This window comes from Rhodococcus sp. 852002-51564_SCH6189132-a (genome assembly GCF_001665495.1).
GTDB classification, from domain to species: Bacteria; Actinomycetota; Actinomycetes; order Mycobacteriales; family Mycobacteriaceae; genus Rhodococcus; species Rhodococcus pyridinivorans.
In genome coordinates this window covers 26,412-53,126 of record NZ_LZMJ01000035.1, presented here as the reverse complement: position 1 = coordinate 53,126, position 26,715 = coordinate 26,412, and the positions used below count along the sequence as shown (strand labels likewise).

The window sequence follows — 26,715 nt, the reverse complement described above, 5'->3', positions numbered from 1 at the left end:
GGCGGGCCCCGCGGCCTGGCGCCTGCGCCTGGCCCCGGGGGGGGCCCCCCCCCCCGGTTTTCTCTTGGGGGCCCCCCTCACAACCCCCCCGGGGGGGGGGGTTTTCCCCGCGCGGGCCGTCGGTTCGTTCGGGACGAGTACTACATCACACGCAGGCCGGGGACTGCAGCTGCGCCATGTTGATGACGATGGAGCACGCGTAGTCCTTCGACACCTTCCAGGTGTCGTCCTCGGCGACGAAGTCGACCGTGCCGAAGGACGGCTGGTCGCTGCCCGCGAGCGCCATCTCGACACCGGCGGTGATCGTGCCGTTCTCGTTGTCGGTCACGTCGACGACGTTGACCTGCACACCGGCGTCGTTGGCCGCCTGGGCGACCATGTTGATCAGCTCCGGATCCTCCTCGGCACCCTGAACCAGGTCGGTCTTCTCGGCGGCCGGGACGCTCAGGTCGAAGGCGCGCGCGAGGTCGGCGTTGAGCTCCTCGACGGTGGGCACCGGCGGGTAGTCGACGGCCGGAGCCGCGGCGGTCGTGGTCGTGCTGGTCTTCGCGGTCGTCTCGGAGGAGCTACCGCCGTCGTCCGAGCTGCAGGCGGACATCGTGAGGGCGGCGGCGAGCGCCACGGTGGCGACGGTGATCTTGCGAAGCTTCAACTTCTCGTCCTTCTCGTTCGGTCGTGCACGATGTGTTCGTCGTGCTCGGTCATCCGGCAGCGGATCGCCCGCAAGAGTACCCGGCGGTAGTAAGAAGACCATGAGGGCGCCGGGAACATGTTTCAGTTCAGGCTCGCGAGCGGGTCGGCGACGGTGAGGTCGGGATCGTTCTCGTCGAGCGTCCGCGCTGGTCCCGGACCCGTGCTGCGTGTCTCGAAGCGGACGGTGACCACGCCGTGGCCCGCGCCCTGCACCCATCCGTGCCCGGATTCGGGATGGCAGACGTCGGCGCCCGGCGTCCACCGGGTGGCCGGCCCGCTCGCCACGACGCGCTCCTCGTCGTCCTCCTCGGCCGGTCCGATCTCCTCGGTCGTCGTCCGGTCGAGTTCGGGGAACAGGGTGTCCTGCGCGATCGCGGACAGACCCGCATAACCCACCCCGACGAGCCGGACGGGGCCGATCTCGAGGGGATCGAGCGCGAGGCGCTGGGCGGCGGTGGTGAGCACCTGCACGTCCTCGGTGGCGTAGGGCAGGGTCGACGACCGGGTGAGCACCGACATGTCGGCCTTGCGCAGCTTGAGCACCACCGTGCGGGCGGCACGCCCGTCCTTGCGCAGGCGTGTGTGCGCGGCGGTCGCGGACGCGGCGATCGCCCGCCGCAGTCCGGGCATCGCGACGATGTCCGTGGGAAAGGTGGTCTCGGCGCTGACCTGTTTCGCCTCGGCGCGTTCGGCGACGGGCCGGTCGTCGAATCCGTTGGCGAGCCGGTGCAATCCCGGTCCGATGGTGCCGCCGAGGATCGACGCGGCCTCGGCGACGGGCAGCGCCGCGAGATCGCCGATGGTCTCGATACCGAGTCGCCGCAACCGGTCCTCGGCCACCGGACCGATCCCCCACAGCTTGCGCACCGGCAGGTTGTGCAGCAACGGAAGCTCGCCTTCGGGCCGGACGACGAGCAGCCCGTCCGGTTTCGCGAGACCGGACCCGATCTTCGCGATCTGCTTACCCGATCCTGCTCCGATGGAGGCGACGAGACCCGTTTTCTCCCTGACGTGTTCGCGTAGCTCCGCACAGAAGCGTTCGACCTCGTCGGCGTCGGCGCCGGCCAGTTCGAGAGGTTCGGCGAACGCCTCGTCGAGCGAGAGGGTCTCGAGAATGGGGATCCGGGCGCGCAGGGTGTCGAAGACGAGTCCGCTCAGTTCGCGGTACAGGATTCCGCGCGGAGGCAGCACGACCGCCGCCGGTCCGACGAGGCGCCGTGCCCGGCTCATCGGCATGGCCGAGCGCGCACCGTAGACGCGAGCCTCGTAGCTCGCGCCGGCCACCACCCCGCGGGCACCGAGCCCACCGACGAGGACCGGCCGGCCCCGCAGGGTCGGCCGGGTCAACTGCTCGGCGGACGCGAAGAACGCGTCGAGATCCAGGTGCAACACCCAGCGCCGACTCACGGAAGCGGGCACGTGTCGAGACTAGTGCGCCGCACCCACACGTCCGGCGGGAGGCCGCAGACCGGTGCTTCCGGAAGGACGCTCGATCCTCCCGGAAGCACCGGCCCGGTCACGCCTTGACGATGGACGCGCGGGTTCCCTCGCCGAGTTCGATCGCCTCGCCCTCGGGGGCACCGAGTTCGAAGGTCGTGGCGAGGATCTCGCCGGCGATCAGATCCCGGTGGCGGGCAGCCCATTCGGCGCGTTCGGCGGGAACCTCGAACCGCACCGAGATGCGGTCGGAGACCTCCAGGCCGAGGTTGCGGCGCGCGTCCTGGAACTCGCGGATGCGGTCCTTGGCCCAGCCCTCGGCCTCGAGTTCCTCGGTGACGGCCGTGTCGAGGACCACCAGGCCGTTGCCACCCGGCAGCGCGGCGGTGGATTCCGGCTCGGCCGCGACCAGACGGCTGGTGTACTCCTCGGGCAGCAGGGCGATGCCGGCCGCGGTGACCGTGCCGTCCTCCGCCTGCGTCCAGTCTCCCGCCTTGACGGCCTTGATGACCGTCTGCACGTCCTTGCCGAGACGCGGACCGGCGGCACGCGCGTTGACGACCACCTCGAACCGGCCGTGGGCCTCGACGTCGTCGGTGGTCACGACCCGCTTGACGTTGACCTCGTCCTTGATGAGATCGACGAACGGATCGAGATGCGACGAACCAGGCGTCGCCACCGTCACCTCGGGCAGCGGCAGCCGCACGCGCAGCTTCTGGGCCTTGCGCAGCGACAGCACGGTCGAGCACACCCCGCGCACCTCGTCCATCGCCGCGACGAGCGCGGGATCCGAGGGCAGGTCGTCGGCCGCCGGCCAGTCCGCCAGGTGCACCGACCGACCACCGGTCAGACCCCGCCAGATCACCTCGGACGCCATCGGCAGCAGCGGCGCGGCCAGGCGCGTGACGACCTCGAGCACCGTGTGGAGGGTGTCGATCGCGTCGGTGTCCTCGTCCCAGAACCGGTTCCGCGAGCGGCGCACGTACCAGTTGGTCAGCGCGTCACAGAAGGTGCGCAGCTCGTCGCACGCCCCGGCGATGTCGACGGTCTCGAGTGCCTCGGTGATGACGTCGCGGGTCTGCGCGAGCTTGGCGAGGATGTACCGGTCGAGCACGTTCGTCGAATCGGTCCGCCAGGTGCCCGGCTTCGACGCGTACAGCTGGAGGAAGCTCCACGCGTTCCACAGCGGCAGCAGCGCCTGCCGCACGCCCTCGCGAATACCCTGTTCGGTGACGACGAGGTTGCCGCCGCGCAGGATCGGCGAGGACATGAGGAACCAGCGCATCGCGTCGGAACCGTCGCGGGCGAAGACCTCGTTGACGTCGGGATAGTTGCCCTTCGACTTGCTCATCTTCAGGCCGTCGTCGCCGAGAACGATGCCGTGGGCGGCAACGCATTTGAAGGCGGGACGGTCGAACAACGCGGTGGCCAGGACGTGAAGCGTGTAGAACCAGCCGCGGGTCTGGCCGTTGTACTCGACGATGAAGTCGCCCGGGTAGTGCGTGTCGAACCAGTCGCGGTTCTCGAAGGGATAGTGCACCTGGGCGAACGGCATCGAGCCGGACTCGAACCAGCAGTCGAGGACCTCGGGGACGCGACGCATGGTCGACTTCCCGGTCGGGTCGTCGGGATTCGGCCGGGTGAGTTCGTCGATCATCGGCCGGTGCAGGTCGGTGGGCCGCACGCCGAAGTCGCGTTCGAGTTCGTCGAGCGAACCGTAGACGTCGACACGCGGGTACTCCGGGTCGTCCGAGATCCATACCGGGATCGGGCTGCCCCAGTAGCGGTTACGGCTGATGTTCCAGTCGCGGGCACCTTCGAGCCACTTGCCGAACTGACCGTCGCGGATGTGCTCGGGCACCCACGTGATCTGCTGGTTGAGCTCGACCATGCGGTCGCGGAAACGGGTGACGGCGACGAACCACGACGGCACCGCCATGTAGATCAACGGCTGACCCGACCGCCACGAGTGCGGGTAGGAGTGCTCGATGGTCTCGTGCCGCACAAGCTTTCCGGCGGCCTTGAGGTCCTTGATGATGGCCGGGTTGGCGTCGAAGACCTGCAGACCCTCGTACGGCGGCACCATCGAGGTGAACTTGCCGCCCGGATCGAGCGGCTGGACGAGCTCGATGCCGTTGCGCTGGCAGTACTCCATGTCCTCTTCACCGAAAGCCGGTGCGAGGTGGACGATTCCGGTGCCGGACTCGGTGGTGACGTAGTCGGCGGCGATCACCCGGTGGGCGTTCTCGCGGCCGGTGAAGAAGTCGAAGGGCGGCTCGTAGGCGAGACCGACGAGGTCGGTGCCGCGGTAACGGCCGAGCACCTCGGGCTCCTCGCCGAGTTCGCGGGCGTAGTGGCCGAGACGATCCTGCGCGAGCAGGTAGGTCTTGTCGTCGGCCCCGCGCACGGCGACATACTCGATCTCGGGGTGCACCGCGATCGCGAGGTTGGACGGCAGGGTCCACGGCGTGGTGGTCCAGATGAGCGCGCACGCGCCGTCGAGTTCGGAGCCGGGGGCGCGCAGCACCATGTCGACGGTGACCGCCGGGTCCTGACGCATCTTGTAGGCGTCGTCGAGACGGGTCTCCTGGTTCGACAGCGGCGTCTGCTCGTACCAACTGTAGGGCAGCACGCGGAAGCCCTGGTAGATCAGGCCCTTCTCGTACAGCGACTTGAACGCCCACATGACCGACTCCATGAAGTCGAGGTCGAGGGTCTTGTAGTCGTTGTCGAAGTCGACCCAGCGTGCCTGGCGGGTGACGTAGTCGCGCCACTCACCGGTATAGCGCAGCACCGACTGCTTGCAGTAGGCGTTGAACTCGGCCACGCCCATCGAGTCGATCTCGGACTTGTCCTTGATGCCGAGCTGCTTCTCCGCCTCGAGCTCGGCGGGCAGGCCGTGGCAGTCCCAGCCGAAGCGACGGTCGACCTTCTTGCCGAGCATGGTCTGGAAACGCGGGACGACGTCCTTGACGTAGCCGGTGAGCAGGTGCCCGTAGTGCGGGAGTCCGTTCGCGAAGGGCGGGCCGTCGTAGAAGACGAACTCGTCGGCGCCGTCGCGGTTGCGCAGCGAGGCCTCGAAGGTGCCGTCGGAGGCCCACTGTGCGAGCACACATTCTTCGAGCGCCGGGAAGTCGACACCCGAATCGCGCGGCAGGTCGTAGTCGACGCGCGGATATCCGGCAGTACTGCCGGCGGTTGCTGCGGTGGGATCCGGTGCAGCGTGGTTCTCGGTCACAGCGTGGCTCCTCCGTGCCTGGATACGTCTCGGCACGGGGACGATCGCCGTGCGCGTGCACGGCCACCGCGGTACCACCCCGCTTGCTCGTCCCGGGGGACGGCCACTCGTTCGGGCTGTGACGGGCCCACCCGTCCGGTTCTACTGGGCGACCGGCAAGGTCGCCGTTCTTCCGGAGGCTCCCCGGTGATGGCCGGATCGACGCCGCCCGCGATCGCGGGATCGAGCTTCACGCTCGGTGATGCATATTGTAGGACGCTTCAGCGATCCGAAGAATTCCGGTCGCCGCGACGCTGGCGCGATGCACGCCGACCGGGACGTCCGCCCGAGGCTCCGGCCTGCCCGACGGAACGGGGATCGGCCCACTCACCTTCGGCCGAACTCCGTCCGCCGAGCGTGCTCGCCAGCAGGAGCACCGCTCCCACGACGCACACCGCGATACAACCCCATGCCCAGAGCACCGAACCGGTCATCAACGCGATCACGAGAAGACCGAATCCGACAGCTGCGAGTACCAGCGTGACGACGAGCACGACGCTCCTCCTCTACCGAGGTACAGCACCAGGCCGTACAGCACCAGCCGGAGAGACCGTCGGTCAGCTGTTGCCCTTCGCGAAGGACGACGATCCGAACGACGACGACGAGTTGGACTGGTTGAACACTTCCTGTCCACCGTCCACCGGAACGGCGGAACCGCGCTGCTCGAGCTCTTCGAGCTGCGACTCCAGATAGGACTTCAGGCGCACCCGGTATTCACGCTCGAACGTCTTGAGCCGCTCGATGCGCTCCTCCAGCACCGAACGCTGCTGGTTGATCGTGGCCATGATCTCGGTGTGCTTCTTCTCCGCGTCCGCCTGCAGCGCGTCGGCCTTCTCCTTGGCCTGACGCAGCTGGGTCTCCGAACGGGTGCGGGCATCGGCGAGCATCGCGTCGGACTTCTGCCGCGCGTCGGCGATCATCGCCTCGCTGCGGGTGCGGGCGTCGGAGACGAGCTGCTCGGAGTTGGTCCGAGCGTTGCGCACGAGCTCCTCGGCCTCGGCCTTGGCGTCGCCGGTGAGGCGGTCGGCCATCTCCTGCGCGAGCCCGAGGACCTTGGCGGCCTGCATGCTCGCGTCGCCGCTCGACGGCGCAGCGGCGACCGGGACGGGTGCCGGAGCCGGCGCCGGGGCGGGTTCCGGCTTGGGTGTCTCGACGACACGCGCGGGTTCGGGTTTGGACGGGGCCGCCGGCGCGGACGACGACGCGCTGCGCGGCGCCTTCTTGGCTTCGGCAAGCTCCTGGTCGAGTTCGGCGACCCGCTGACGCAGGTCGGCGTTCTCCTCGATGAGGTTCGTCAACTCCTGCTCGACGAGATCGAGGAAGGCGTCGACCTCGTCCTCGTTGTAACCACGCTTCCCGATCGGAGGCTTGCTGAACGCGACATTGTGCACATCAGCTGGTGTCAGCGGCATGGAAGGATCCCTTCACGCGTCGAGTAAGCGGTCAAGCAGGCGTTCTGAGTAATCGACAGTGCGTTACGCGTATCAAAACCCACTGTATATGGCACTCCATTGTGGCACACGGCAGCTCCGGGACGGCTCGACCCGACGTCCGACGCAGGCATCATGCTGCGCCGCCCCTGGGCAGGAATGCCATGAGGAAATACACGATGAACAGCAAGACCATGATGGACAGATCGAGCCGTACACCACCGAGATTGAGCGGCGGAATCAGTCTCCGCAGCAGCTTCACCGGCGGATCCGTGACCGTGAAGATCGCCTCGAGAACGACGACCACGAAGCCGGACGGCTTCCACTCCCGCGCGAAGGTTCTGATGAACTCGACGATGATCCGCCCGATCAGCAGAAGCCAGAAGATGAACAGCAGGAACCACAGCACCTCGAAAACGGCCACCTGCCCACAATGCCCGACGATGACGGGTCGATCAAAACCGAAACGCCCGGCCTGCAGTGATCTGCATCATGGCCGGGCGTGTCGGAACACTCGAGGGACGGCGACGGGCATGCCACGACGGACGTGCCGTGTGCACGCCCGCGCAGCGCGCGTCGACTACTGCTGGTTGTAGAAGCCGGTCTCGGCGATACGCCGCCGTTCCTCGGCGGAGACGTCGATGTCGGCGGGCGAGAGCAGGAAGACCTTCGTGGCCACCTTGTCGAACGAACCGCGCAGCGCGAAGGCGAGCCCGGCCGCGAAGTCGACGAGTCGCTTGGCGTCGGCGTTGCTCATCTCGACGAGGTCCATGATGACCGGCGTTCCGTCGCGGAAACGCTCACCGATCGTGCGCGCCTCGCTGTAGTCGCGGGGGCGCAACGTGGTGATCTTGGACAACGGACCTCCCTCGTCGAAGAGCGCACCACGCCGGGGCTCGGCGCGCTCGAGCCGGCTCTCCGCCGTCAGTGGTGCACGGCTGGGAACCGCGCGGGCCGGGGTGGGCGCCGGACGGGGACTGCGAGCGGTGATGGGTTCGACCCGCGGACGCGGTGCCGGCTCGTACCGGTCGAACTCGTCGTGCTCGAACTCGCGAACCGGTTCCTCGCGGTGCGACGGGGCGTACTCGTCGCGATGCGACGGCGCGTAGCCGCCATAAGCGGCCTCGCCGTAGTCGCGATCACGGTCGCGGCGGCCACTCGCCGGATCGTCGAGGTACTCGTCCTCGTAATCCTCGAGCGGCACCATCCCGAAGTACGCCTTGAACTTGTGGAGTGTGCTCATCGATCGCCTTTCCCTCGCGCGGCGGATGTCATTCAGGCTAACGGTCGATACCCCAACACCGCCGTTCCGACACGCACGCACGTCGAACCCCATCGAACCGCGTGCTCGAGGTCACCCGACATGCCCGCGGACAGCTCCACCGCCGCCGGGTGGTCCTGCAGCAACCGTGTATGCATGGCGTGAAGCTGCTCGAATGCCCGCTCGGGCTCCCACCCGAGCGGCGGCACTCCCATCAGGCCTCCGAGTTCGAGGACCTCGGACGCGGCGACCGCCTCGGCGAGGGCGGGAAGATCCTCGGCGACCACGCCGCCGCGCTCCCGGTCGCCGTCGAGGCTGACCTGCAGCAGTGCCCGCAGCGGTCCGGTGCGTTCGCCGGTGTCGAGGGCGGCCCGCGCCCCCTTCTCGAAGGCCTGCACGAGACGGAGACTGTCGACCGAGTGCACCGTGTGCGCCCAACGGGCGACGGCACGGGCCTTGTTGCGCTGCACCCGACCGATCATGTGCCACTCGACCGGCGCGTCGACGCTCTCCCGGAACACGGCGATCTTCGCGCTCGCCTCCTGCTCGCGGGACTCGCCGAAGCGTTCGCATCCCAGCTCGTGGAGGAGCACGGCGTCGGAGGCGGGAAAGAACTTGGTGACCGTCAGCAACGCGACGTCCGACGGATCGCGTCCGGCGGCGCGCGCCGCGGCGTCGAGCCGCTCGCGTACGGCGGCGAGACGTCCGGCGAGTTCGTCGCGCCGCTCCTCGGAGGTGGGGGGGCTCACGCCGTTCCCTCCTCGCCGGCCTCCTCGAGCCAGACGACCGAGGCGAACCGCCCCGTGGGTGCCGAACGCCGGTGGCTGAACAGCGAGGTGTCCTCGATCGTGCAGCGCGGATCCTCCACCACGGCGGTCACGCCGTGATCGGCGAGCTGGCGGCGCAGTCCGGCACGCAGGTCGAGTCCGGGAGTACCGCGGTTCGTGCGGGTCGCGCTGCCGGGCAGGTGTGCCTCGACATCGGCCCTCATCGCCGCGGGCACCTCGTACTGCCGGCCACTCGCGGCCGGTCCGAGCAGCGCACCGATGCGATCGGGGCGGGTGCCGAGATCGACCATGACGTCGAGCACGCGCGGGAGGATCCCGATGCGCGCCCCCACCCGGCCGGCGTGCACCGCGGCGATCACCCCGGCCACCTCGTCGGACAGCAGGATCGACACGCAGTCGGCGCTGAGGGTCACGAGCGCGAGCCCGGTCTCGCGGGTGACGAGCGCATCGGTGGCGGGAACGGGTTCGGACACCGGCCCGTCGACCACGGTGACGTTGCGGCTGTGGATCTGTTCCATCCAGACGAACCGCTCGGGCGGCAACCCGATGACGGACGCGAGCCGCCGCCGGTTGGCAGCGACTGCGGCCGGGTCGTCACCGACGTGATCGGCGAGGTTGAAACTGTCGTACGGAGCTGCGGACACCCCGCCGGCTCGTGTGGTCACGACCCGGCGGGCGCGCAGCAGGCGGTGCGGAGCCGTCAACGGCGCATGAAGATCGGCACGTCGACGTCGTCGTCACCGTCGTCGTCGATGTCCACGCTGCGGGGTGCGTTGCCGCCTCCGGCCGGCGGCTGGCTGCCGACGGGGGGCTGCTCGCGCACGGGGGTGGTTTCGACGGTCTCGCGCTCGGGACGGCCGAGTTCGCCGGCGCGCGCGACGCCGATCGCACCGGGCCGACCGGCCGGCTGCTGCTGCTGCGGAGGCTGCTGTTGCGCCTGCCCCTGCTGCTGCTGGCCGACCTCGACGGGACGGCGGGCAGGCGTTCCGCCCTCGAAGCCCGCGGCGATGACGGTCACGCGGACCTCGTCGCCGAGCGAGTCGTCGATGACCGTGCCGAAGATGATGTTGGCGTCGATGTGCGCGGCCTCCTGCACGAGCGAGGCAGCCTCGTTGATCTCGAACAGGCCGAGATCGGATCCGCCGGCGATCGACAGCAGCACGCCGCGCGCGCCTTCCATCGACGCCTCGAGCAGCGGCGAGTTGATCGCGGCCTCCGCGGCCTTGATCGCACGCCCTTCGCCGCGCGACGAGCCGATGCCCATCAACGCGGAGCCGGCACCCGACATGACGCCCTTCACGTCGGCGAAGTCGACGTTGATCAGACCCGGTGTGGTGATGAGGTCGGTGATGCCCTGGACACCGTTGAGGAGCACCTCGTCGGCGGAGCGGAAGGCGTCCATGAGACTGACGGCGGCGTCGCCGAGCTGGAGGAGCCGGTCGTTGGGGATGACGATGAGCGTGTCGCAGGACTCGCGCAGCGTCTGGATGCCGGTGTCGGCCTGACTGCCGCGGCGCTTGCCCTCGAACGAGAACGGACGCGTGACGACACCGACGGTGAGCGCGCCGAGTTTGCGGGCGATGCTCGCGACGACGGGAGCGCCGCCGGTACCGGTTCCACCACCCTCGCCTGCGGTCACGAAGACCATGTCGGCGCCCTTGAGTACTTCTTCGATCTCGTCCTTGTGATCCTCGGCGGCCTTGCGGCCGACCTCCGGGTCTGCGCCGGCGCCGAGTCCGCGGGTCAGTTCGCGGCCGACGTCGAGCTTGACGTCGGCATCCGACATGAGCAGGGCTTGCGCGTCGGTGTTGACGGCAATGAACTCGACTCCCTTGAGTCCCTGCTCGATCATGCGGTTGACCGCGTTCACGCCGCCACCGCCGATACCGACGACCTTGATTACGGCGAGGTAGTTGTGCGGGGGCGTCATGTGCTCTCGCCTTCCTGAAGTTCCGGGTGGTGCATGGTGTCCGGGTGGTGCTGGGTCTGGGTCTGACTCGATGTCGGTCACGTCCGCCGGTCGGGCGGACGGCTCCGCAGCGCGCTGCCCCGACAAACCCTCAACCACAGCTTGAAGGTTATGTCAAGTAACGCGACTGTCCGAAACGCTATGGCACGGGTACCGAGATTAGCCAGTAGACGCGCCGGACACGCCGGACGAATTTCGTCGATCCCTCACCTCACCGTCGGCAGGTCGGGACTCGCCACGTCGAATCGCTCCCCCGGCTGTGTCAGCAGCGGGCCGACGACCGCCGCCTTCCGCTCGGAACGATCGGTTCCACCCCACACCACGACACGCCCGTCGGTGAGGACGATCGAGATGTCGGACGGGGAGGGCGCTTCGACCGTCTCCACCTGCACGCGCAGGTCGGGCGGTAACTTGTCGAGCACCTCCACGGCGGCGCGGGTCGCGGGATCGCCGGTGCCCGGCGTCGGAGTGACGAGACGGGGAGTGAACATCGGAGGCGGCTCGACCGCGAAGTCCACTCCCTCGATGTCGACAGAGTGGGTGCCGTCGGGGGCGTCGAAGAAGACCATCGCCTCGCGCTCGGTCACTGTCACCCGGACGGTGGAGGGATAGACCCGCTGGACCCGGGCCGACGCCGCACGCGGAATCGTCGCGACCCGCTGGGCCGCCGCGGCCGTGTCGACCCGGAGCAGCGGCGTGCCCTCGGCGACCGCGAGCGCGTCGACCACCTCGTCGTAGGTGACGACCTCGATCCCGTCCACCTCGATCACCCGCACGGACAGCAACGGCGACAGCCACGCCACCGCGATGGCACCGAGGAACACCGCGACGACAGCCGCCCCTAGCAGTACCGTCCGCAGGCGCACCGACCGCCCGGACGGGCGGCGGGCAGTGCTGCGTTCGCGGGCTTCATCGGGCTCACGCGGTTCGCGTGACGGTCGTCCGCGACGGCGGCGCGACGAGACGGCGGCGGGCGTCACGAGCTGATCGGTCCCGGTCCGGAACCGCCGGGTGCGCGGAATCCGCCGGGCTCGGGAGCCGACCCGGCCGGACGGAAGCGACCCGGTTTGCTGTGGAGCGCGTCGAGGATCTGCCGGCCCAGCATCGTGACGTCACCGGCACCCATCGTGATCACGACATCACCCGGCCGGGTCAGACGCGCGACCTGCCGCGGCACCGCGGACAGATTCGGCTGGTAGTGCACAGGCTTGCTCACCGCCCGCGCGACCAGCGCACCGCTCACACCCGGGATCGGTTCCTCCCGGGCGCCGTAGACGTCGAGCACCACAACCTCGTCGGCGAGGTCGAGAGCCCGCCCGAACTCGGTGGCGAACGCCTCGGTGCGCGAGTAGAGATGCGGCTGGAAGACGACGATCACGCGGGGCCGTTCGGTGCCGGTCTCGGTGTAGCGCAGCGGCTCTCCCGCCACGAGTTCGGCCGCGGCCGCAAGGACCGCGCGGACCTCGGTGGGATGGTGGGCGTAGTCGTCGAACACCCGCACACCGTGTTCGCGGCCGGTGTACTGGAACCGCCGGTGCACACCACCGAAACCGGCGAGGCCTTCCAGCGCCTCGTCGACCTGCGCTCCGGCTTCGAGCGCGGCGAGCAGCGCGGCGAGAGCATTGAGCGCCATGTGCCGGCCGGGGACGGACAGTCGCACGGTGCGCGGCGAATCCTCACCCGCGAGGTGGAACTCGGCGACGCCGCCGACATCCTTGGCCTCCCAGCCGAGCAGCCGCACCCCGACGGGAACGCCGCGGTGGTCGCCCACGGTGCCGATGAAGTCGGCGGTGCCGTAACCCTGCACCCGCAGGTCGTCGCGGCCGAGGGCGACGACGCGCTCGGCGAGGGCCGCCGAGCCGGGGTCGTCGAGGCAGACGACGAGCAGGCCGCCGGGGGCGATGCGGGCGACGAACTCGTCGAAGACCGCCGTGTACGCCTCCGGCGTGCCGAAGTAGTCGAGGTGATCGGCCTCGATGTTCGTGACGATCACGGTGTTCGGGTCGTACTGCAGCAGCGAGCCGTCGCTCTCGTCGGCTTCGGCGACGAAGACGTCCCCGCTGCCGTGGTGGGCGTTGGTCCCGGATTCGTTGAGTTCACCGCCCACCGCGAAGGACGGATCGAGGCCGCAGTGCTGCAGCGCGACGACGAGCATCGACGTCGTGGAGGTCTTGCCGTGGGTGCCGGAGACCAGGAAGGTGCGGTTCCCTCGCATCAGCGAGGCGAGGACCGCGGGTCGCAACAGGATCGGGATGCCCCGCTCGCGGGCGGCGACCAGTTCGGGATTGTCCTTCGGGATAGCCGCGAACGTTGTGACCAGGGCGGTAGGACCACCCTCCAGCAGGTCGAGAGCCTCGGCGGCGTGGCCGATGCGGACCTGCGCGCCGCGGGTCCGCAGCGCGAGCACACCGCGGCTCTCCTTCGCGTCGGAACCCGATACCTGTCCCCCACGGGCGAGCAGGATCCGGGCGATGCCCGACATCCCGGCACCGCCGATACCGACCATGTGCACCCGCTCGAGTTCGGCGGGTAACTGCGCACTCATCGTTCACTCCTGTTCGGTTCCACTCCGGCAACCTCGAGCACTATGCGCGCCATCTCGTCTGCGGCGCTGCGGTGACCAGCGGCCGCGGCGCTGCGCCCCATCTCCACGAGTCTCCGCTCGTCGCCGAGCAGCGACACCACTTCCGTGGCGACATAGTCCGAAGTCAGGTCGCCGTCGGCGACGATCCTGCCACCGCCGGCCTCGACGACGGGGCGGGCGTTGAGTTCCTGTTCACCATTCCCGTGCGGGAGCGGCACGTACACGGCGGGCAGACCCACCGCCGAGACCTCCGCGACCGTCATGGCCCCGGACCGGCAGACCACCGCATCGGCGGCGGAGTACGCGAGGTCCATCCGTTCGAGATAGGGCACGGTGACGTACGGGGCGCGGGCGTGACCGACATGGGCGGGGATGTCCACGGTGTTCTTCGGTCCGTGCGCGTGCAGCACCGCGATGCCGGCCTCTGCGAGTGTCGAGGACGCGCCGGACACGGCCTCGTTCAGCGAGCGTGCACCCTGCGACCCACCGAAGACGAGCAGCACGGGTACGTCGTCGGGCAGACCGAAGTGCCGGCGTGCCTCCGCGCGCAGCCCGGCGCGGTCGAGACCGGTGATCGACGAGCGGACCGGGATCCCCACGATCTGTGCGTCACCGCGCCGGACGATTCCCGAGCGCGGGACGGCGGCGAGCACGCGCTCGGCCCGCAGGGCACCGATGCGATTGGCGATGCCCGCACTGGCATTGGCCTCGTGGACGACGACCGGGATGCGCCGGCGTCGACGCAGCGGACCGGCTCCGGCCGCGAGATAGGCGGGCAACGCCACGTACCCGCCGAAACCGACGACGACGTCGGCGCCGACCTCGTCGAGGATCTGCCTGGTACGGCGCACCGACGAGACGACCCGGCCGGGAAGTCTCAGCAGGTCCACCGTCGGCTTGCGGGGCAGCGGCACCGGTGGGATGAGTTCGAGGGGATATCCGCGGCGCGGCACCAGCGTCGTCTCGAGTCCCCGTTCGGTGCCGATCGCGGTGATCCGCGCGTCGGGCACGAGTGCGCGAACGGCGTCGGCCACCGCGAGTGCCGGTTCGATATGACCGGCCGTGCCGCCTCCGGCCACCACCACCGACAGTGCCGGCCTCTCCCCACTCACCTACGGTTCCCTCTCTCTCCGCTTCGTCCGTTCGATCCGCGTGTCGTGCGGTTCGTCTGCTGCCGGCCGCGAGCCGGTTCGCGTGCAGGTTGTGCAGGTTGTGCACGCCGGGCCCGGCCGGTCCCCTCCCGGGGTTCCGTCCGGCCCGCCGATGTCCGGCGGTCCGTCGCGGCTCCCCGTTGCCGCTCGTTCGGTGCGGGGGACTGCCGCTTGCGCGATCCCCCACCTTTCGACGCGGGGCGGGCACTGCGCTCGGGCGCCGCGGCCCGCGCTCGCGGCTGTCGTGCTGCGACCGTACGCGCCGCCGAGGAGCGACCGGCCCGGTAGGCCTCCGGCTTGCGCAGGCGCAGCAGCCGCGCGAACCGGCCGTCCTGACCCGCGTGCAGCGCGGCGATGGCCTCGGGTTCGTGTCTGGCTGCGTTGGCGATCAGGCCGAACATCAGCAGGGTGGTGGCCGTCGAGGTACCACCGGCCGACACGAGCGGCAACTGCAGGCCGGTCACGGGCAGCAGTCCCACGACGTAGCCGATGTTGATGAAGGCCTGGCCGATGATCCACGTCGTCGCCGTCGCAGTGAACAGGCGCAGGAAGGGGTCGGCCGAGCGCATCGCGATCCGCAGTCCGACATAGGCGAACAGGCCGAACAGGCCGATGACGGCCACTCCACCGAGGAAGCCCAGTTCCTCACCGATGATCGCGAAGATGAAGTCGTTGTGGGCGTTGGGCAGATAACTCCACTTCGCGCGGCTCTGACCGAGCCCGCGACCCCACAGGCCGCCGTCCGCGAGGGAGAACTTCGCCTGTCGCGCCTGGTAACCGGCACCCTGCGGGTCGTCGCCGGGGTTGAAGAAGGCCCGCACACGCTGCGAGCGATAGCCGGCCGTCAAGGCCAGGATCACCGCGAGTGTGGCGGCCGTGCCGACGATCCCGAGGAACACCTTGAGCGGCAGTCCCGCGAACCACAACAGGGCGATCACGATGATCACGATCGAGACGGTGGTGCCGAGGTCGGGCTGGAGCACGATCAGGCCGGTCACGAGCAGGGCGGCCGGGACGAGCGGGACGAGCATCTCGCGCAGCGTCGAGTTCTCCCCACGCCGGGAGGCGAGCAGGTGCGCACCCCACACGGCAAGGGTGATCTTGGCGATCTCCGCCGGCTGCAACGAGATACCGGCGATGACGAACCACCCCCGGGTGCCCTGCGAGACCGTACCGATGCCCGGTATGAGCACGAGCACGAGCAGCACGACCGAGAACGCGAACGCCGGGAAGGCGAAGCGTCGCATCACCCGGACCGGGATCTGCAGCGCGATGTAGAAGATCACCATGCCCAGGACGGCGAAGATCGCCTGGGAGGTGAACAGTCCGTAGGCCGATCCCGCCGCGGCCACCGCGCCGACGCTCGACGACGACAGCACCATGACGAGGCCGAGCACGGTGAGCAGGACGGCGATCGTCACCACGAGATGGAAGGACGCGAGCGGTCGCGCCATCCAGGCCCCGAACCGGCCGCGTACTCCGACCACCGGCTCGTCGGTGTTCGCCCCTGCTCGGGTCACTCCTGCCCGAGGGGTCACGGTTGCGTCCCGCCCCCGCGGAGTTCTTCGACCGCGGACGCGAAACTCCGGCCGCGCTCCGCGTAATCGGCGAACATGTCGAGCGATGCCGCGGCCGGGGCGAGCAGCACCGTCTCCCCCGGCGAGGCGAGTGCGGCCGCTTCCCGGACCACCACGCGCATCGCGGCAGGACCGTCGGCGCCCGGTGCCACGGCCCTCCTCACCGAAGACGTGTCGGTCTCGCTCGTCGCATCGGTCATCGCTTCATCGTCGCCCGTGTCCACGACGACGACCGGGACCTGCGGGGCGTGTCGCGCCAACGCGTCGGCGATGTCGCCGGCGTCGCGGCCGAGCAGCACGGCTCCGGACAGTCGCGGCGCAACCTCGGCGACCAGGTCGTCCACGCGGGCGCCCTTGAGCAGACCACCGGCGATCCACACCACGCGGTCGCGGGCGAGCAGCGAACTACGGGCCGCGTGCGGATTGGTCGCCTTCGAATCGTCGATGTACTCGACGCCGTCGACCTGCCCGACCGGCGCGGCGCGGTGCGGACCGACGCGGTGCCGTCGCAGGCCGTCGTGCACCGCCGAGGCGGGCACGTCGATGGCCCGGGCGAGGGCTGCGGCCGCGAGTGCGTCGGACAGTCCGGCGGGGCCGGGCGGCGTCACGTCGTCCACCCGGGCGAGCACGGCGGAATCGGCGAACGCCCGGTCGACGAGCAGTTCGCCGCTGATCCCGAGTTCGCCTTCCTGGGGATAGCCCAGGGTGAAGCCCACGGTGACCACGGCACGGGACCGGTCGCCGAGACCACCGGCGATCGGGTCGTCGAGACCGATGACCCCGACGGCGCCGGTGAGCGCACCGAGTTTGGCCTCGATGTAGTTCTCGATGCCGCCGTGCCAGTCGAGATGGTCCTCGGCGATGTTGAGCACGACGCCGGCCTCGGGCCGAACCGAGGGCGCCCAGTGCAGCTGGAAGGACGACAACTCGACGGCGAGTACGTCGGCCCGCGGTTCGTCGCGGCGCAGGGCGTCGAGCACGGGAAGACCGATGTTGCCGCACGCGACGCTGCCGAGGCCGGAGGCCTCGAGGATCGCGTGCAGCATCATGGTCGTAGTGGTCTTGCCGTTCGTCCCGGTGACGGCCAGCCACCGACGGGCCGGTCCGTAGACCTCGGCGCGGTCGATGCGCCAGGACAGTTCGATGTCGCCCCAGATGGGGATCGCCGCGCCGGCCGCGCGCGAGAGCAGCGGGGCGTCGGGCGGGAATCCGGGACTCGTGACCACCAGGGCGAACTCGCGCAGCGCAGCGGGGTCGTCGACGAGACTGTCGAGGTCGACCGTCCGGGCGCCGAGCGCCGCGCACTCGGCCAGTGCCCGCTCGTTGCGGTCGGTGACGGTGACGTGGGCGCCGAGATCGGTAAGGGGTTCGATCGTCGCGCGGCCGGACACCCCTGCCCCGGCGACGAGCACCGCCCGTCCTCTGAGCCGTTCGAGTTCGTCGTTCACGGTCAGTCCCCGATCGCCGCGAGGTATTCGCTGTAGAAGAGGGCCAGACCGATCGCCGAGGCGATGGCGGCGAGCAACCAGAACCGGATGATCACCGTGGTCTCGGCCCATCCGCCGAGTTCGAAGTGATGGTGGAAGGGTGCCATCCGGAACACCCGCCTGCGGCTGGACCGGAAGACCGCGACCTGGATGACCACCGAGGCGGCCTCCGCGACGAACAGCGCGCCGATGACCACCATGAGCAGCTCGGTGCGGGTCGTGATGGACAGACCGGCGAGCATGCCGCCGAGGGCGAGCGAGCCCGTGTCGCCCATGAAGATCTTGGCCGGTGCGGCGTTCCACCACAGGAAGCCGATGCAGGCGGCAGCGCCGGCGGCGCACAGCAACGCGAGATCGAGCGGATCACGGACGTCGTAGCACCCGGCGGTCGGCTCCACGGCGCACGCGTTGCGGTACTGCCAGAAGGTGATGATGACGTAGGCGCCGAGCACCAGCGCCATCGAACCGGCAGCGAGACCGTCGAGGCCGTCGGTGAGGTTCACCGCGTTCGACCACGCGCTGACCAGCAGGTAGACGAACAGGACGAACACGATCGAGCCCATCGAGACCGTGGCGATGTCGCGCACGTAGGACAGATCGGTGCTGGCCGGGGTGAGACCGTCCGCATTGCGGAACTGCAGCGCGAGGATGCCGAAACCCACCGCGACGACCAACTGGCCGACGAGCTTGGCCGTCTTGTTCAGACCGAGATTGCGCTGCTTGCGGATCTTGATGAAGTCGTCGAGGAAGCCGACGCCGCCGAGCGCCGTCGTCAGGCCGAGCACGAGCAGACCCGAGGCCGTGGGACCTTCCGCGTCGTATCCCGTACCGATGAGATGCGACCCCCAGTAACCGGCCCACAGACCGGCGAGGATCGCGACGCCGCCCATGGTGGGGGTGCCGCGCTTGGACTGATGGCTCTGCGGGCCCTCGACCCGGATCTCCTGCCCGAAGCCCTGCCGGGAGAACATCTTGATCAGGAGGGGGGTGAGCAGGATCGAGACTGCGAGCGCGATGCCCGCCGCGAACAGGATCTGTCTCACCGGGCGTCCTCCGTCCCCACAGCAGCGTCGTTGTCTCCGGCACCGGGGTCGTCCGCGAGGACGGCCTCGGCGACGGTCCACAGTCCCACGGACTGCGATGCCTTCACGAGCACGATGTCGCCCGGTTGCAGTTCGTCGCGCAACAACGCGATCGCGGCGTCGGCATCGGGTACGTGGCTCGCTTCCTCACCCCACGATCCTTCCATCACGGCGCCCTGGAACAGACCCCGGACCGGCCGCGTGGCACCGACGGCGATGATGCGGGTGACGTCGAGGCGCACGGCGAGGCGTCCGATGGCGTCGTGTGCGACGACGGCGTCGTCCCCGAGCTCGGCCATCTCCCCCAGCACCGCGAAGGTGCGCCGGCGATCCGGACCGGACCGCGCCATGGTGACCAGGGCCTTCACGGCTGCGCGCATGGAATCGGGATTGGCGTTGTAGGCGTCGTCGATGACGGTCACCCCGTCGGATCGGGTCTGCACCGCCATGCGGTGCGCCGAGACGGGACCCGCCGTCGCGAGCGCCTCGGCGGCCTGCTCGACCGTCGCACCGCACTCCACGGCGACGGCGATCGCCGACAGGGCGTTGCCGATCTGGTGTTCGCCGTGCACGGCGAGCCGCACGGGCACGCGCCGCTCCTGTCCGTCGGCGCCGGGGACGACGGCGGTGAAGGAGGCACGCGCCTGGTCGTCGAGGTGGATGTCCTCGGCGCGATAGGCGGCACCGGACCCGGTCCCGACGGTCACCACACGACCGGTGGTGCGGGTCGCCATCTTCGACACGAGGGTGTCGTCGGCGTTGAGGATCGCCACTCCCCCCTCGGCGGCGCTGGGCAGCGCCTCGACGAGTTCGCCCTTCGTCTCGGCGATGACCTCCTGCGAGCCGAACTCGCCGAGGTGTGCGGTACCGACGTTGAGCACGACGCCGATCCGCGGCGGGGCGATGCGGGTCAGGGTCGCGATGTGCCCGGGGCCCCGCGCCGACTTCTCGAGGACGAGGAACCGGGTGGATTCGGTGGCGCGCAGCGCGGTCCAGGGGTGGCCGAGTTCGTTGTTGAACGAGCCGGGCGGGGCGACGACCTCACCGAGCGGTGCGAGCACGGCGGCGATCATGTCCTTCGTGGACGTCTTGCCCGCCGAACCGGTGACACCGACAACGGTGAGGCCGGCGCCGGTGAGCGTGTCCACCACGGTGCGGGCGAGCTTCGCGAGGCCGACGAGCACGGCCGCGCCGGATCCGTCGCAGTCGTGTTCGAGCGCGAGGGTGTTGGTCTCGGTCGGCGGGATGGGCGGCACCACGATGGCGGGCACACCCACCGGCCGTGCGGCCAGGACCGCGACCGCACCGGCGGCGACGGCGGCCGCGGCGTGATCGTGCCCGTCCGAGCGCGCACCGGGCAGCGCCAGGAACAGGCCGCCGGGACCGATCCGTCGCGAGTCGAACTCGACGGAACCGGTCACCTCGGCGGACGGATCGTCGACGTCGTGCAGGGTGCCCCCGACGACCTCCGCGATCCGAGCCAGTGTCATCGGGATCATGCCTTGCCTCCGTGATGCGAACCGCCCGCAGCAGGCGGATGGTCACCGTCGGGTCCTGCGGTCCGGTACTTGTCGAGAGCTGCGCCGAGGACCTCGCGGTCGTCGAAGGGGTGCTTCACTCCGTCGATCTCCTGCCCCGTCTCGTGGCCCTTGCCGGCGACGAGGACGACGTCGCCCGGGCGGGCCCACGCGACCGCGGCGTCGATCGCCGCGGCGCGATCGCCGATCTCGAGGATCTCGCCGCGTTCGGCCGCCGGGACGGAGTGTGCACCGTCGAGGACGGCCGCGCGGATGGCGGCGGGGCTCTCGGTTCGTGGGTTGTCGTCGGTCACGACCACCAGATCGGCGGCCCGCGCCGCGACCTCGCCCATGATCGGCCGCTTCGTCCGGTCGCGGTCGCCGCCCGCACCGACGACGACGGCGATGCGTCCCTCGGTCGCGGCGCGCAGGGTTCCGATGACCGCTTCGAGCGCCGCGGGCTTGTGGGCGTAGTCGACGACGGCGAGGAAGTCCTGACCGCGCTCGACCCGTTCGACCCGGCCGGGCACCGCGACATCGGCGATACCGCGGATCGCGGCGTCGATGTCGGCGCCCACCTCGGCGCAAAGCGCTACAGCGAGAGCGGCGTTGGTGACGTTGTAGCGGCCCGGCAGGCCGACGGTGGCGCGGCGGGCGATCCCGTCCGGACCGGTCAGGGTGAACTGCTGCACTCCCGTCTCTTCGGGGACCTCGTCGGTGACCGTCCAATCGGCCGCGGCGCCGGCAGCGTCACCGGCGTCACCGTCGCCACCCGTGGTGACCGTGCGGACTGCGGTCGCGTCGTCGCGGCCCGCGCGCGCGACCTCGGCCATGCGACGTCCCCACACGTCGTCGGTGCACACCACCGCGCGGCGGGCCCGGACCGGCGAGTCCTCGGCGAACAGCCGGGCCTTCGCGCCGAAGTAGTCGTCGAGGTCCTTGTGGAAGTCGAGATGGTCCTGGGACAGGTTGGTGAACCCGCCGACGGCGAACTCGGTGGCGTCCACGCGACCGAGTGCGAGGGCATGGCTGGAAACCTCCATCACGACCGTGTCGACACCGCGTTCGCGCATGACGGCGAACAGGGCGTGCAGCTGCGGCGCCTCGGGTGTCGTGAGGGTGCTCGGCACGCGAATGCCTTCGATCCGGGTCTCCACGGTCCCGACGAGACCGACGACGCGTCCGGCCGCGACGAGGCCTGCCTCGACGAGATAGGACGTCGTGGTCTTACCGGACGTGCCCGTGATGCCGATGACCTGCATGCTCCGGGAGGGGTGTCCGTAGACGGTGGCCGACGCCGCCCCCAGCGCGACACGCGGTTCGGGATGGACGAGGACCGCGACCGAATCGGAGGTGGCCTCGGCGACGAGGTCGCGACCGGCCTCGTCGGTCAGCACGGCGACCGCTCCGCGTTCGAGCGCGGTGCCCGCGTAGGAGGCGCCGTGGGCGCGCGCGCCGGGCAGCGCGGCGAAGACGTCGCCGGGGCGGATGCCCTGGGCGCGCAGGTCGATGCCGGTGATCGCGGCCGCGCGGGCCGCATCCTCTCCGGCGGCTGCATTGACGATCTCGACGCGCGCCCCGATGGCGTCGGCGAGAACCGAGATCTGCGTCATCGGTGGGTGCTCGGGTCTCCGCCCCTCCTCCGGAGGAGCCGGATCCGGACTCGATGGCACAGGCACCAGTTTCCTCTCGCTTCGCTGCAGCTCGTCTGCAGGCACTCCGACGGATGTTTCCGGGTTCGTTCCCGATCCGCTCTCGGCGACGACCGTCGTGTCACGTTACCGACCTGTCAGCCTACCGAGGCGCCACGGTCACCTCGTCAGTCGACCTGGAGGATCAACTTGCTCTCCGGTTCGGCCGACAGCGGCACGCCGTCGCGCTGCAGCAACCACGACGCGATGTTGCGGAACAGCGGCGCGGCCGATTGGCCCCCGCTGCCGTCGGAGCTGCGGGTCGGGGCGTCGAGCATGATGCCCACGACATAGCGCGGATCGTCGGACGGAGCGATGCCGGCGAAGGTGATCCAGTAGTCGGAGTTCGAGTAACACTTGCAGTTCTGGTCGATCTGCTGGGCGGTACCCGTCTTGCCCGAGATCTGATAGCCCTCGATGGCGGCGCCCGCACCGGTGCCCTGCTGGTTGCCGGTATCGGACTGGACGACGGAACGGAACATGTCGCGCACCGTCGCGGCGGTCTGCGGGCTCACCACCCGCACCGGATCGGGACGGGGCGTCTCGGTGCGCGTGCCGTCCGGCGCGATGGTCGCGCGCACGACCCGCGGCGGGACACGTTCCCCGTCGTTCGCGATGGTCTGGTAGATCGCGGTCATCTGCAGCAGGGTCATCGACAGACCCTGGCCGATGGGCAGGTTCGCGAAGGTGCCACCCGACCACTGCTCACGGCTGGGCAGCAGACCCGCGGATTCGCCGGGCAGGCCGACATCGGTGCGCTGGCCGAGACCGAACAGTCGCAGCATCTCGGCGAAGCGGTCCTCACCGATCCGCTCGGCGAGCATGAGCGTGCCGACGTTCGACGACTTCCCGAACACACCCGTCGTGGTGTACGGCACGACCCCGTGGTCCCAGGCGTCCTTGACGGTCGCGCCGGCCATGGTGATCGTGCCGGGGACCTGCAGGACCTCGTCGGGGCGGGTCAGACCGTCCTCGATCGCCGCGGCCGCGGTGATGATCTTGTTCACGGATCCGGGTTCGAACGGCGAACTGACCGCGAGGTTGCCCTGTTCGGCGTCGGGCGGGTTGTTCGCGACACCGATCGACGGGTCGAAGGTGCTGTCGTTCGACATGGCGAGCACTTCGCCAGTGTGCGCGTCGAGCACCACAGCGGAGGCGTTCTTCGCCCCGGACAGGTCCTTCGCGCGCTGGACCTCCTGCTGCACGTGGTACTGCAGGTCGTTGTCGATCGTGAGCTCGACGGAGGAACCGTCGACGGCGGGCTGACGGTCGCGCCAGCTGCCCGGGATGACGGCGCCGTCGGATCCACGGTCGTAGGTGGACGAACCGTCGGTACCCGCCAGCACGGCGTCCATCGACGCTTCGAGCCCGATCAGGCCGTGTCCGTCCCAGCCGGTCGCGCCGACGAGATTGGCGGCGAGCGATCCGCCCGGGTACAGACGGATGTCCTGACGCTCGGTGCCGACCTTGTCGTACTCGTCGACGATCTCCGCCGCGACCCCCGGATCGACGCCGCGGGCGAGGTAGACGAAGGTCTCGTCGCTCTCGAGCATCTCGAGCACGTCCTTCTCCGGCGCCGCAGCGCCGAGCGCCTCGTGGACCGCCGACGCGACGCCCTCGAGATATTCGGAGACCTCGGGCCGGGACGGGTCCTTCGCGCGTTCCTCCTCGAGTTCCTTGCGCACCCGCACGGGTTGGAAGGTCAGCGCCTTCGCCTCCATGGTGTAGGCGAGCGGTTCCCCGTTGCGATCGGCGATGGTGCCGCGGGTCGCGGGTTCGACGAGTCGGGTGGTGCGCTGGCTGGCGGCTTCGGCGGACAGTGTGGGGGCCTGGACGAGCTGCACGGACAACAACTGGGCGACGGCTACGCCCAGAATGCCGAACATGCCGATCCGGCCCCACTTGTTGCGGAACGCGAAACTCGTCCGGTCGCGCTGCATGCGATCGCGCGGCGCCGGCATTCGAGCGCGGCCGCCGCGCGTCGCCGGGGTGGAACGTCGCTGCGGTGCACGCCGAGGGGTGGAGCGGTTGTTCACCGAGGCCCGCCCTCGGGTTCCGTCGGCACGGCCTGGACTGGTGCTTCGGGCGCCGCCTCACGGGGCGCTTCGGATTGCGGCAGTTCGCTCACGGGTACCGATTGTCCTGCCGCGGGCGGTACAGGTGCGGCACCCTCGACATCCGGCGTGGCGCCCGCGGGAGCTTCCGCCGCGGGTACGGGCACAGGAGCCGGTGCCGGTTCCTCGCCCACCGGGCGGCCGTCGGCCGATGGCGCGGCCCGACGCGTGTCCTCGGTGTCGGTGCGCGGCCGGGGTTCCTCGCTCACGTCACCGAGCGGCCGCGGGGTCTCCGCCCCAGCGCTGCCGGCCAGCGGGGTCTGGACGCGGGCGTCCTCTCGGGCGGGCGGATCCAGCGGGACCGGCGGGGCACCCTGGGCCGGAACCGGATCGCCCACCACCTGCACCGAACCGTCCGGAGCGACGACGATCCGCGCGACCTGCCCGGTGGGGATCATCCCCAGTTCCGCCGCGGCGACCGCGAGCGCGGGAGCCGACTCGGCCGTGGCGACGTCGCGCTGGAGCACCGCCCGCTTCTGGGCGAGCTCCTCGTTGAGGGACCGCGCCGCGCTGAGCTCGTAGGAGTCTTCGGTCGCCCGGGTGGTCAGCAACAGCGTCACGGCCATGCCCACGCCCAGGAGCCCGATGATGGTGGCGACGAACGGGATCCGGGTGCGGACACGTCCGGCACCCGTCGTGCGCCCGCGGGCCTGCACCTGTTCGACCCCGAGCTGCGCTGCGCGCTGCGACCGTCGCTGATAGGCACGCTGCGCTGCGGTCGATCGCCCCGGGTTCCGGCGCTGCGGGGGTGCCACCTGTACGGTCATCGGTTACCTCCTGGCGATTCGTTCTGCAGCACGCAGGCGGACGGGCGCCGAACGTGGGTTGGCCTCGATCTCGTCGTCCGTTGCCCGCTCCGCACCGCGGGTGAGGATGCGCAGTTCCGGTCCCATCCCGGGCAGTTCGACCGGAAGCCCTTCGGGACTGCGGGACTTCGCACGCGGTGTCAGTTCCTGCTTGACGACCTTGTCCTCGAGCGACTGGTAGGACATGAAGACGATCCGGCCGCCCACCGCGAGAGCGTCGAGAGCGTCGGGGATCGCGGTGCGCAACGAGTCGAGCTCCGCGTTGACCTCGACCCGCAACGCCTGGAAGGTGCGCTTGGCCGGGTGACCACCGGTACGGCGGGTCGCCGCCGGGATCGTGCGGTACAGCAGTTCGACGAGTTCGCCACTCGTCCGGAAGGGAGTCTTGGTCCGGGTCCTCACGATCTCGGAAGCGATCCTGCCGGCGAAACGCTCCTCGCCGTAGGTGCTCAGGATGCGAGCGAGGTCGCCGTGACTGTAGGTGTTGAGGACATCGGCCGCGGTGATGCCGGTGGTGGCATCCATCCGCATGTCGAGCGGGGCGTCCTTGGAATAGGCGAAACCGCGCTCCGCCTCGTCGAGCTGCATCGAGGACACGCCGAGATCGAACAGGGCGGCGTGGACCGAGCCGTACCGGTCGAGGCCGACGCTCTCGAGCGCGTCGGCGATCCCGTCGTAGCGGGTGTGGACGAAGTCTGTGCGGTCGGAGAACCGTGCGAGTCGCTCGCGGGCGATCGCCAGTGCGTCGGTATCACGGTCGAGGCCGACGAGCCGCAGCCTCGGGTAGATCGTCAGGAAGTGTTCGGAGTGCCCCCCGAGACCGAGTGTCGCGTCGACGTAGACCGCGCCCTCGCCGTCGGGACCGACGCTCTCGATGGCCGGACCGAGAAGGTCGACGGCGCGCTGGAGCATGACGGGCACGTGGCCGAATTCCGCCGCAGATGTCACATCGGCACCGGTGGCCTCATCCGTACCATCGACGGATTCGTGCTCGCCGTCCACCATGTGTCCTCCGGAATCCTGCTCGGGCCGCTTACGGTCTGTCGGGTACTCGTCGGGTGGACGGTGGTATGCCTCGTGCCTGCCTGTCGCTCGTCTCGATACCGTGCTCGCCGCCACGGGGGGGTGGATACGGAAGACGGCGAATGCCTCGAGGTCTCTGTCCGAGTCCGAAGAGACCTGACGCCGGGGAAGTGCGTCAGGGCCCTCCGGTCCGTACCTGGCGCTGGGGAAGTGCGTCAGGGCCGGCACATCGGGCAGAGGCCTCGCGGCACTCGCCGCGCAACCCGAGCCGTGGTTACAAGATGTCGCGTAGTGCTTCGTCTCTCGCTTCCGAGAAGTCTTCTTCGTGCTCGGCGAGGTAGGTCTCCCATGCCGTCGCGTCCCAGATCTCGAGGTACCTGACCGAACCGATCACCACGCAGTCCTTGGTGAGACCGGCGTACTTGCGGTGGGCTGACGACAGCGTGATCCGGCCTTGTGAGTCGGGTCGCTGCTCCTCCGTTCCCGACGCGAGACTCCGCAGGAACGCACGTGCCTGAGGGTTGCTCCGTGAGGCACTCGCAGCGCGTTCTGCCAGAGCGGCGAACTCGTCGCGAGGGAACACGGTGAGGCTGTGATCCTGCCCCTTCGTGATCATCAACCCTCCCGCCAGCTCGTCTCGGTACTTCGCCGGCAGTGTCAGCCGGCCCTTGTCGTCCAACTTCGGGGTGTAGGTACCGAGGAACACTCGGCGCCTCCCCGCTGCCGGACGGATGCTTCGCGCGACAGGACACCTTGTCCCGCCGCGCCCCACATTACCCCACTTTGCCCCACCGGAAACGGATTACTGCCGCCCGGCCGCGCGTGTTG

The 26,715-nt window shown here is 69.9% G+C and carries 22 protein-coding genes; all 22 read right to left on the bottom strand.

The window, feature by feature from the left end; genetic code table 11:
• Positions 1-145: 145 nt before the first annotated feature.
• Positions 146-652 carry a hypothetical protein gene (locus tag A5767_RS07335; protein WP_033097609.1) on the bottom strand — a complete coding sequence of 169 codons (507 nt, stop codon included), beginning with the start codon at positions 650-652 and terminating at the stop codon, positions 146-148.
• Between the two features lie 122 nt (positions 653-774).
• Positions 775-2,085, bottom strand: a complete 1,311-nt coding sequence (locus A5767_RS07330; RefSeq protein WP_064852018.1) for a DNA polymerase IV — start codon at positions 2,083-2,085, stop codon at positions 775-777.
• Positions 2,086-2,209: 124 nt separating this feature from the next.
• A complete protein-coding gene (ileS, locus tag A5767_RS07325; RefSeq protein WP_033097607.1) occupies positions 2,210-5,368 on the bottom strand; it encodes an isoleucine--tRNA ligase in 3,159 nt (1,052 codons plus the stop codon).
• A 260-nt stretch (positions 5,369-5,628) separates the two neighbouring features.
• Entirely contained in the window at positions 5,629-5,901 is a 273-nt protein-coding gene (locus A5767_RS07320; protein WP_064852017.1) for a hypothetical protein, read from the bottom strand.
• Between the two features lie 63 nt (positions 5,902-5,964).
• Positions 5,965-6,819, bottom strand: coding sequence for a DivIVA-like cell division protein Wag31 (gene wag31 / locus A5767_RS07315; protein WP_006554131.1), 855 nt, complete (start codon positions 6,817-6,819; stop codon positions 5,965-5,967).
• A 151-nt stretch (positions 6,820-6,970) separates the two neighbouring features.
• Positions 6,971-7,261 (bottom strand): YggT family protein, encoded by a 291-nt coding sequence (locus A5767_RS07310; RefSeq protein WP_006554132.1) that lies wholly within the window; start codon positions 7,259-7,261, stop codon positions 6,971-6,973.
• A 156-nt stretch (positions 7,262-7,417) separates the two neighbouring features.
• On the bottom strand, positions 7,418-8,080 hold the full coding sequence (locus A5767_RS07305) for a cell division protein SepF (protein ID WP_064852016.1): 663 nt from the start codon (positions 8,078-8,080) through the stop codon (positions 7,418-7,420).
• 32 nt (positions 8,081-8,112) lie between these two features.
• A complete protein-coding gene (locus A5767_RS07300) occupies positions 8,113-8,847 on the bottom strand; it encodes a YggS family pyridoxal phosphate-dependent enzyme (protein ID WP_064852015.1) in 735 nt (244 codons plus the stop codon).
• Positions 8,844-9,590, bottom strand: a complete 747-nt coding sequence (gene pgeF, locus A5767_RS07295) for a peptidoglycan editing factor PgeF (RefSeq protein WP_064852014.1) — start codon at positions 9,588-9,590, stop codon at positions 8,844-8,846. Before pgeF ends, A5767_RS07300 begins: the two co-directional genes overlap by 4 nt.
• Positions 9,587-10,816 carry a cell division protein FtsZ gene (gene ftsZ / locus A5767_RS07290; RefSeq protein ID WP_064852013.1) on the bottom strand — a complete coding sequence of 410 codons (1,230 nt, stop codon included), beginning with the start codon at positions 10,814-10,816 and terminating at the stop codon, positions 9,587-9,589. The genes pgeF and ftsZ overlap by 4 nt, the downstream gene beginning before the upstream one ends.
• A gap of 245 nt (positions 10,817-11,061) precedes the next feature.
• Complete coding sequence (locus tag A5767_RS07285; protein WP_006554137.1) at positions 11,062-11,835, bottom strand: cell division protein FtsQ/DivIB; 774 nt, start codon at positions 11,833-11,835, stop codon at positions 11,062-11,064.
• Positions 11,832-13,400, bottom strand: a complete 1,569-nt coding sequence (gene murC / locus A5767_RS07280) for a UDP-N-acetylmuramate--L-alanine ligase (protein ID WP_064852012.1) — start codon at positions 13,398-13,400, stop codon at positions 11,832-11,834. Before murC ends, A5767_RS07285 begins: the two co-directional genes overlap by 4 nt.
• Positions 13,397-14,551, bottom strand: coding sequence for an undecaprenyldiphospho-muramoylpentapeptide beta-N-acetylglucosaminyltransferase (gene murG, locus A5767_RS07275; protein ID WP_064852011.1), 1,155 nt, complete (start codon positions 14,549-14,551; stop codon positions 13,397-13,399). Before murG ends, murC begins: the two co-directional genes overlap by 4 nt.
• A complete protein-coding gene (gene ftsW / locus A5767_RS07270) occupies positions 14,548-16,044 on the bottom strand; it encodes a putative lipid II flippase FtsW (RefSeq protein WP_064852021.1) in 1,497 nt (498 codons plus the stop codon). The genes murG and ftsW overlap by 4 nt, the downstream gene beginning before the upstream one ends.
• An 80-nt stretch (positions 16,045-16,124) precedes the next feature.
• Positions 16,125-17,615, bottom strand: coding sequence for a UDP-N-acetylmuramoyl-L-alanine--D-glutamate ligase (murD, locus tag A5767_RS07265; RefSeq protein WP_024101270.1), 1,491 nt, complete (start codon positions 17,613-17,615; stop codon positions 16,125-16,127).
• A 2-nt stretch (positions 17,616-17,617) separates the two neighbouring features.
• Positions 17,618-18,697, bottom strand: coding sequence for a phospho-N-acetylmuramoyl-pentapeptide-transferase (gene mraY / locus A5767_RS07260; RefSeq protein WP_064852010.1), 1,080 nt, complete (start codon positions 18,695-18,697; stop codon positions 17,618-17,620).
• A complete protein-coding gene (locus tag A5767_RS07255; RefSeq protein WP_064852009.1) occupies positions 18,694-20,235 on the bottom strand; it encodes a UDP-N-acetylmuramoyl-tripeptide--D-alanyl-D-alanine ligase in 1,542 nt (513 codons plus the stop codon). The genes mraY and A5767_RS07255 overlap by 4 nt, the downstream gene beginning before the upstream one ends.
• Positions 20,232-21,866: a UDP-N-acetylmuramoyl-L-alanyl-D-glutamate--2,6-diaminopimelate ligase gene (locus tag A5767_RS07250; RefSeq protein WP_064852008.1), complete on the bottom strand. Its 1,635-nt coding sequence runs from the start codon at positions 21,864-21,866 to the stop codon at positions 20,232-20,234. The genes A5767_RS07255 and A5767_RS07250 overlap by 4 nt, the downstream gene beginning before the upstream one ends.
• 206 nt (positions 21,867-22,072) lie before the next feature.
• Positions 22,073-23,905 carry a peptidoglycan D,D-transpeptidase FtsI family protein gene (locus A5767_RS07245; RefSeq protein WP_064852007.1) on the bottom strand — a complete coding sequence of 611 codons (1,833 nt, stop codon included), beginning with the start codon at positions 23,903-23,905 and terminating at the stop codon, positions 22,073-22,075.
• A 71-nt stretch (positions 23,906-23,976) separates the two neighbouring features.
• On the bottom strand, positions 23,977-24,825 hold the full coding sequence (locus A5767_RS07240) for a hypothetical protein (protein WP_064852006.1): 849 nt from the start codon (positions 24,823-24,825) through the stop codon (positions 23,977-23,979).
• 3 nt (positions 24,826-24,828) lie between these two features.
• Positions 24,829-25,776 (bottom strand): 16S rRNA (cytosine(1402)-N(4))-methyltransferase RsmH, encoded by a 948-nt coding sequence (gene rsmH / locus A5767_RS07235; RefSeq protein WP_231412803.1) that lies wholly within the window; start codon positions 25,774-25,776, stop codon positions 24,829-24,831.
• A gap of 385 nt (positions 25,777-26,161) precedes the next feature.
• The gene (gene mraZ / locus A5767_RS07230) at positions 26,162-26,593 is read right to left on the bottom strand and encodes a division/cell wall cluster transcriptional repressor MraZ (protein ID WP_006554148.1); all 432 of its coding nucleotides are present in this window, start codon (positions 26,591-26,593) and stop codon (positions 26,162-26,164) included.
• Positions 26,594-26,715 lie beyond the last annotated feature (122 nt).